General features: G+C 41.0%; 7 protein-coding genes. 1 reads left to right on the top strand and 6 read right to left on the bottom strand.

From position 1 onward, the window contains the following. Nucleotides 1-215 precede the first annotated feature (215 nt). From HMPREF9074_RS10900 to HMPREF9074_RS10880, 5 genes are all read right to left on the bottom strand, one after another. Entirely contained in the window at nucleotides 216-1,088 is an 873-nt protein-coding gene (locus HMPREF9074_RS10900; RefSeq protein WP_009392676.1) for a DMT family transporter, read from the bottom strand. A gap of 4 nt (nucleotides 1,089-1,092) precedes the next feature. Continuing rightward, nucleotides 1,093-1,461, bottom strand: a complete 369-nt coding sequence (locus HMPREF9074_RS10895; RefSeq protein WP_009392675.1) for a diacylglycerol kinase family protein — start codon at nucleotides 1,459-1,461, stop codon at nucleotides 1,093-1,095. 4 nt (nucleotides 1,462-1,465) lie between these two features. Next, nucleotides 1,466-2,164 carry a polyprenol monophosphomannose synthase gene (locus HMPREF9074_RS10890; protein ID WP_009392670.1) on the bottom strand — a complete coding sequence of 233 codons (699 nt, stop codon included), beginning with the start codon at nucleotides 2,162-2,164 and terminating at the stop codon, nucleotides 1,466-1,468. Nucleotides 2,165-2,290: 126 nt separating this feature from the next. Then, a complete protein-coding gene (locus HMPREF9074_RS10885; protein ID WP_009392668.1) occupies nucleotides 2,291-3,553 on the bottom strand; it encodes an aminotransferase class I/II-fold pyridoxal phosphate-dependent enzyme in 1,263 nt (420 codons plus the stop codon). 17 nt (nucleotides 3,554-3,570) lie between these two features. Then, nucleotides 3,571-4,572, bottom strand: coding sequence for a PLP-dependent cysteine synthase family protein (locus HMPREF9074_RS10880; RefSeq protein ID WP_009392665.1), 1,002 nt, complete (start codon nucleotides 4,570-4,572; stop codon nucleotides 3,571-3,573). A 668-nt stretch (nucleotides 4,573-5,240) separates the two neighbouring features. Here HMPREF9074_RS10880 and HMPREF9074_RS10875 point away from each other — a divergent pair. Beyond that, nucleotides 5,241-6,128: a restriction endonuclease gene (locus tag HMPREF9074_RS10875; RefSeq protein ID WP_231121894.1), complete on the top strand. Its 888-nt coding sequence runs from the start codon at nucleotides 5,241-5,243 to the stop codon at nucleotides 6,126-6,128. A 7-nt stretch (nucleotides 6,129-6,135) separates the two neighbouring features. On the opposite strand, the gene HMPREF9074_RS10870 is transcribed toward HMPREF9074_RS10875, so the two are convergent. Further along, nucleotides 6,136-7,108, bottom strand: a 973-nt coding sequence (locus HMPREF9074_RS10870) for a YfhO family protein (protein WP_034540785.1), incomplete at its 5' end; no start/stop codon positions are given.

The raw sequence follows: 7,108 nt of genomic DNA, 5'->3' as shown, positions 1-7,108 counted from the left end.
AAGCAGCAGGAGCTTGCTGAATAACAAAGGTAGGTTGTACTTCTTTTTGTGCAGGTTGCTGTACAGGTTCTTGTACGTTTTCTGTATTTTCCATAAAAACTAAATAAATATTAATTACTCCCTACTCTATTACAGGCTTTTCGGGCACTGCCTTTTATATTTTTAAAGAGTCGCAAAAATATAAATATTTTTTTAAACAACCAAAAAAATAACAATTATCGTTTCTTCAGCACTTCTATTAGCACCGCTATAATGATGAGCACCACTCCTACCAATAGATTTACCGTTAGCTCTTCCTGCCTAAATACCCAAATGCTGATAGCCACTGCCACTATGGGCTCTACCACTCCTACTATGGCAGTAGGGGTCGAACCAATCATCTGTATAGCGTAGATGAGCGTGATGAGCGATAGTAGCGTCGTTACTATCCCAAAACCTACCAATAAGGCTCCCATTTTTATTTCGGGTATGGGCAGGGTATTGCCAGTAATTGGTATTTTTATCAAGAAGTAAAGAGCCGAAAATAGGGTAGAGTAGAGCGATACTTTTATCCCCGAAGCCGATATTTTCGATTTGTTTACAATAATCATATACAGGGCGTACGATAGGGCTCCTAAAAGCGAAATAAACGCACCCATATAGTTGATAGTAAGGTTATTAATATCTTTAACGCTTAGCAAGAAAATACCTACTAACACTATCAGAAGCGCTATAATAGTAGGCAGAGTTAGCTTTTCTTTATAGAAGAAAGCCAATGCCAGAGCTACGATAAGCGGATACATAAAAAAGATGGTCGAAGCAATCGCAGGCGAAAGAAGATCGTAGGCTAAGAAAAGAAACTCAGCTGAGAGTGCGTACAACAGTCCTAATACAGCAAAGATAGCTATTTCCCGCGGCGCAATGCGCAAAGGCTCTCGTTTATAAAACAGATAGCCCACTATAAAAACAGCCGTGATGATAAACCGGTAAAAGAGAGCGGCATCTACTGAAAATCCCTCCTGCTTGATAGGTATCATAAAGAGCGGAATCATTCCGTAGGTCACAGCCGATATAAGCGCTGCCAAATAACCTTTTACTGTATCTCTCATATTTTTAAAAGAAAAGAGTTAGCACGTAGGGGTAGTAGATGATGCAGAGTACTATGGTAGCAGGTATTACGGCAAAAGCCACGCTTCCTGCCGCTATATCTTTGATAATTCCTATGGTTTTATGGTGTTCAGGGTGTACAAAGTCGCATATTTTCTCTATTGCAGTGTTCAAACCCTCTACCGAGAGCACTATTCCTATGCATAATAGCTGAATAATCCATTCATTAGTAGTGATTTGAAAATAAAACCCTAAAATCACCCAAGCCAAAGAGGTTAGTATGTGTACTATTACAGGAGGTTCGTTTTTCACTAAGTAGTATACGCCTTGAAATACATATTGTAGGCTTTTGAGTCGGTTTTTTATAAATTCCATCTTTTTATTGCTTTAGTCGCATTCCAATAACGCCAAATATAGCCTCACGGATAATGCTTTTATTCATTTTAGATTTTCCTCTAATTCGGTCTGTGAATATAATAGGTACTTCAGTTATCTTAAATTTCTTCAGATAGGCACGGTATTTCATCTCTATCTGAAACGCATACCCTACAAATCGTACGCTGCTAAGGTTAATGGCCTCTAGTACTTGCCGTTTATAGCATACGAAACCCGCAGTAGGGTCTTTTATCTTCATTCCAGTAATAATTCGTACATAGATAGAGGCACCGTAAGAGAGCAGTATGCGTGGCAGAGGCCAATTCACTACATTTACGCCTTTCACATACCGCGACCCGATAGCTACATCACTGCCGTTGCAGCAAGCCTCGTATAGGCGCAGTAGGTCATCAGGATTGTGCGAGAAGTCAGCATCCATTTCAAAAATATAGTCATAGCCGTGTGCCAATGCCCATTCAAAGCCGTGTATATAAGCCGTTCCTAAGCCTTTTTTCTCGGTGCGAACCTCCAAAAACAGTCGTGTAGGAAACTCCGTTTGTAGGGCTTTCACCTTAGCTGCCGTCCCGTCAGGCGAGTTGTCATCTACAATGAGGATATGAAACCTCTCATCGCGACTAAACACCGCTCTAATGATGGTTTCTATATTCTCTATTTCATTATATGTAGGAATTATTATTAACAAAATTCAATTTAAAGTTTTTACCACTCCGCACATACAAAAACTTTGCCAAAAGTTTAAATAGCGTTATTGTGCTACGACCTTTGGCAAAGTTTTCAGAATTCATAATTCATCATTCAAAATTCTTAATTACATATCACCCATTTCTTTGCTTAGCTCAGCATTCATAGCGCGATATACACCCGTTTCAAGTTTCTCACGTATAGCCGAGAAAGCATCTAAAGTGCGCAATATATCTTCTTTGCTGTGCGAAGCCGTAGGGATAATGCGAAGCAGTATCATTCCTTTTGGTATCACTGGGTACACTACTATCGATAAGAAAATACCATAGTGCTCGCGTAGGTCATTTACCATAGCCATCGCTTCTGGTATGCTACCGTGTAAGAATACAGGCGTTACACAAGTGTTAGTATTACCGATGTTGAAGCCGCGTTCTTTTAGTCCGTTTTGTAGCATATTCACGTTGTCCCATAGTTTTTGCTGTAGTTCAGGCATAGTTTCCATCATCTCCAAGCGTTTTAGGGCACCTTTTACGTAAATCATCGGTAGCGACTTAGCAAACATTTGCGAACGTAGGTTGTATTTTAGATAATCTACCACTTTAGCATTTCCTGCTACGAAAGCACCTATTCCAGCCATCGATTTAGCAAAAGTAGAGAAATAAACATCTATTTCGTCTTGTATGCCTTGGTGTACACCTGTACCTTCACCTCTAGGACCTAAAGTACCAAAACCGTGAGCGTCATCTACCAATAAGCGGAACGGATATTTCTTCTTAAGGGCTACTATTTCTTTTAGCTTGCCTTGCTCGCCTCGCATACCGAAAACACCTTCTGAAATAACCAAGATACCGCCGCCAGTAGTCTCTGCCAATTTAGCCGCGCGCTCAAGGTTCTTCTCAAAGCTCTCCATATCGTTGTGCTGATAGGTGTAGCGCTTGCCGAAGTGTAGGCGTACCCCGTCAATAATACAAGCGTGTGCATCTACGTCATACACTATCACATCGTTTTTAGTCACTAAAGCATCGATGATAGACACCATTCCTTGGTAACCGAAGTTTAGCAAATAAGCAGCTTCTTTGTGTACGAACTTAGCCAAGCGTTTTTCAAGTTCTTCGTGCATAGTCGTATGTCCGCTCATCATACGTGCCCCCATAGGGTAAGCAGCTCCGTATTCAGCAGCCGCTTCGGCATCTACTTTGCGCACTTCAGGGTGATTAGCAAGCCCTAAATAATCGTTGATACTCCAGTTGAGTATCTCCTTTCCTTGAAATTTCATATGAGGGCCTAATTCTCCTTCCAATTTAGGAAATACGTAATACCCTTCTGCGTGCTCTGACCAGCGTCCTATACTACCTTTATTTGCATAAATATGCTCAAATAAGTCTTTCATTCTTCTTTATTTATATGTTAAATATTAAACGTTTTCTTCATCCACTCATCGCTGTATATCTTGTTCATATAGCGCGAACCGTGGTCGGCAAAAAGCACTACTACTATACTGTTTTCGTCGAATCGTCCCATTTCGGCATATTGCCTTACAGCTTGCATCGCAGCCCCACTGGTGTATCCCATAAATAGTCCTTCAGTGCGTGCTAATTCTCTGGCAGTCAGAGCAGCATCTTTGTCGGTTACTTTTATAAACTCGTCTATTACATCAAAGTTAGTAGCCGTAGGGATAAGATTTTTGCCCATACCCTCTATTTTGTACGGATAAATCTCAGCAGGGTCAAACTCGCGAGTGTCGTGATATTTTTTAATAGCCGACCCGTAGGCATCAACCCCCAGTACTTGTACTTTAGGGTTTTGTTCTTTCAGATAACGAGCAATACCCGAAATAGTACCCCCTGTACCGCTACATACCACCACGTGGGTAATCTCGCCTTGTGTTTGCTCCCATATCTCACGTCCAGTAGATTGGTAGTGCGCTTCAGGGTTCAACGGATTAAAATACTGATTGATATAAATCGAATTAGGAGTCTCTTGGTGTATGCGCTTAGCCACTTCGTAGTAAGAACGAGGGTCATCAGGGGCTACATTTGCCGGACATAGATGTACTTCAGCACCTAAGGCTTGCAGCATTTCCACCTTATCGTGCGATGATTTATCACTAATCGCTATAATGCACTTATAGCCGCGTAGGGCACTAATCATCGCAAGGCTATAGCCTGTATTGCCTGAGCTGGTTTCTACTATAGTGCTACCTGGTTTCAGCAAACCTTTGCGTTCAGCGTCTTCTATTACATATTTAGCTACTCTATCTTTAGCCGAGTGACCTGCATTAAAGGCTTCCAACTTCCCGAAGAAACGCCCTTTCAGTCCTTTAGTTATCTCTTTTAGTTCCAGTAGCGGAGTGTTTCCAATCAAATCGAGCAAACTGTCATACACCCCTAATGAGTTATCTATTTTCATTACTTTTTTGTTTTAAGGTGATACTAAATTTAGTAAGAACCCATTCTAACTTTGAAGTCGCAAAGATACGAATAATTTACCAATTAGCAAAATTAGTAAATCAGTAAATCAGAAAAAAATTCTTTTATACCTTCCCTTTACAAACGATATACACACCCTTTAGGAAGAGCGAAGAATGACCGAACAATCACCGAAGTATAAACATCTAATTACCCTCCCAAATTCAGAAAAATATTCTACCCGCAGCCTATCCCTCCCAACCCCTCATAGCCTTCCTAATCTTCTCATTTCTTCCCAGCCCTCCCAGCCCTCGCAGCCTTCCCAATCTTCACAGCCTTCCCAGTCCCTCATAGCTCTCCCAGTCCTTCCAGCCCTCTCATTCCTTCCCAGCTCTCCCAGCCCTCACAGCCTTCTCAGCCCTCTCATTCCTTCCCAACTCTCCCAGCCCTCGCAGCCTTCCCAGTCCTTCCAGCCCTCACAGCCTTCTCAGCCTTCACAGCCTTCACAGCCTTCTCAGCCTTCACAGCCCTCCCAGCTTTCCCAATCTTCTCAGCCCTCCCATTTTATTGCCCAGCGGCTCCACCTAATTTGCTAATTAGCAAATTATTTGTATCTTTGCCTTTGTATAATATCCATAGGTTATGAATATCCCTGATTTTCAAAAACTAATGCATCCCTTTCTCGAAGCAATTAAGGACGGGCGCGTCTATTCCACCGAGCAAATCGTGGAGATGCTTCGTGTGCATTTTAGTCTTACTATGGATGATATGAAGGTGAAGGTACCTAATGGCAATCAATCTCTTTTTCGCAACCGCATCGATTGGGCTTCTAACCACCTACATCAGGCGGGTTTGGTAGCCAGTTTTCTCAAAGGCTACTACCAAATCACCGAAGCAGGCGAACAAGCGCTTACCCAAGAGCGTGCCAAAACGATGGATACCGCCTATCTCCGCAAATTCGACCAGTTTCAAGCGTGGGAAACTATGTTTGATGAGAGTAAGGCATTACCCGAAAATACTCGTACGGTAGAGGTTGAAATGCAAAATGAGACTCCCGAAATTATTATAGGCAAAGCCTCTCTGATGCTTTATCAATCCTTGAAGTTCGAATTGTTAAGTGTTATAAAGAGTCGTCCTATTTCTTTTTTCGAGTATTTTATAGTAGAGTTGCTCAAGAAAATAGGGTATAAAGGAGTAGATTCTTCTAATTTTGAAGTTATAGGGAAGCAAGAAAAAGAAGGAATAGAAGGGGTGATGTATCAAGATGAATTAGGGATTGAGAAGATATATATGCAAGCCAAGAAGTGGGAAATGCAAGTTACTTCTAAAGACATACGCAATTTTATAGGGGCGTTGAGCCTAAAAGGCACAAATAAAGGGGTCTTTATTACCACTTCTACTTTTTCTCCTGAAGCCAAAGCAGAAGCGGTACAAAACCCCTCTCATAAAATTGTCCTCGTTGATTACGACCGCCTAATGCACCTTGCTATTAAGCATAATGTAGCTATACAAACCAAGCGTACTGTCGAAATAAAAGGAATAGATGAAAATTTCTAACTACTGATTAACTTTTTTGTTTTCTCAATCCTCTTGCAATCATTATAGCTCCTCCTACAATCACTGCACCCCAAATAGCTAATAGCACATATCCTACAAGAGCTATTTTACTGCCTATACTTACTACTTCAGGCTTAAAAGCAAAACGTATCTGGTGGTTACCAGCAGGTACTGATAAGGCTCGTAGCGCATAATCTACCTGATAGATAGGTACTTCCTTGCCATCAATAGTAGCTTTCCAACCGTGTGGGTAGTACATTTCTGAGAAAACAGCCAATCCTGCATTAGAGTTTTTGCTTTCGTACTCCAAAACATCAGGCTTATAACTCTTAAGACTTATAGTAGCGGTACTATCTACTGTATATTGCTGTGGAAGGGGAGTTTTAAGGTCTTTAAGGGTAGCCAATGCTTCTTGTTGCGGATTAAAGTCTTCTAAGCGCTGCATCACTTCATTGTCGCTATTTTCAATGCTAAGTTTACTTACGAACCATGCATTGCCTAATGCCTTATCATTATGCATAGGTTGTTGTCCTCCCTGCTGATTTCTTAGGATAAGATATTTTACGTTTAGCATATTCAGCACATTCATATTTCCTTTAGCTATTTGGTAGTCAAAAAGCTCTTGCATACGCCTAGGCTTAGCTGCGTGATATCCTCCTATTGAATGATGGAAATAAGAGGTTCGTGCTCCATTGATACCTACTTCAGGTTCATATACCCTATAATAACTATTATCTTTTAGTATTTGCTGGTCAGCAGGAGTAATATCAAAAGGATTATTAACCATATAGCGGTCAGCAAAGCTATCTTTGTTCACATAGCGGCGTGCTATACCTCCTAAATCGAAGAAAATAAGAACTAATATAGCTACCTGCATACCCCATTGAGGTATTTTTTTGTATTGATATAGCACTAAAGCCAATGCAGTAAGCAGTACTAAGATAATACTTCTTAACACATCTGCACTATACATTGATTTT

The organism is Capnocytophaga sp. oral taxon 329 str. F0087 (genome assembly GCF_000213295.2).
GTDB lineage: Bacteria > Bacteroidota > Bacteroidia > Flavobacteriales > Flavobacteriaceae > Capnocytophaga > Capnocytophaga leadbetteri_A.
The sequence above is the reverse complement of the archived record's forward strand: the minus strand, read 5'-3'. Positions and strand labels throughout refer to the sequence as shown.

Excerpts from the sequence above, each read along its gene's own strand:
- HMPREF9074_RS10900 (WP_009392676.1), bottom strand. The coding sequence starts at position 1,088 with ATGAGAGATACAGTAAAAGGTTATTTGGCAGCGCTTATATCGGCTGTG.
- HMPREF9074_RS10895 (WP_009392675.1), bottom strand. The coding sequence starts at position 1,461 with ATGGAATTTATAAAAAACCGACTCAAAAGCCTACAATATGTATTTCAA.
- HMPREF9074_RS10885 (WP_009392668.1), bottom strand. The coding sequence starts at position 3,553 with ATGAAAGACTTATTTGAGCATATTTATGCAAATAAAGGTAGTATAGGA.
- HMPREF9074_RS10880 (WP_009392665.1), bottom strand. The coding sequence starts at position 4,572 with ATGAAAATAGATAACTCATTAGGGGTGTATGACAGTTTGCTCGATTTG.
- HMPREF9074_RS10875 (WP_231121894.1), top strand. The coding sequence starts at position 5,241 with ATGCATCCCTTTCTCGAAGCAATTAAGGACGGGCGCGTCTATTCCACC.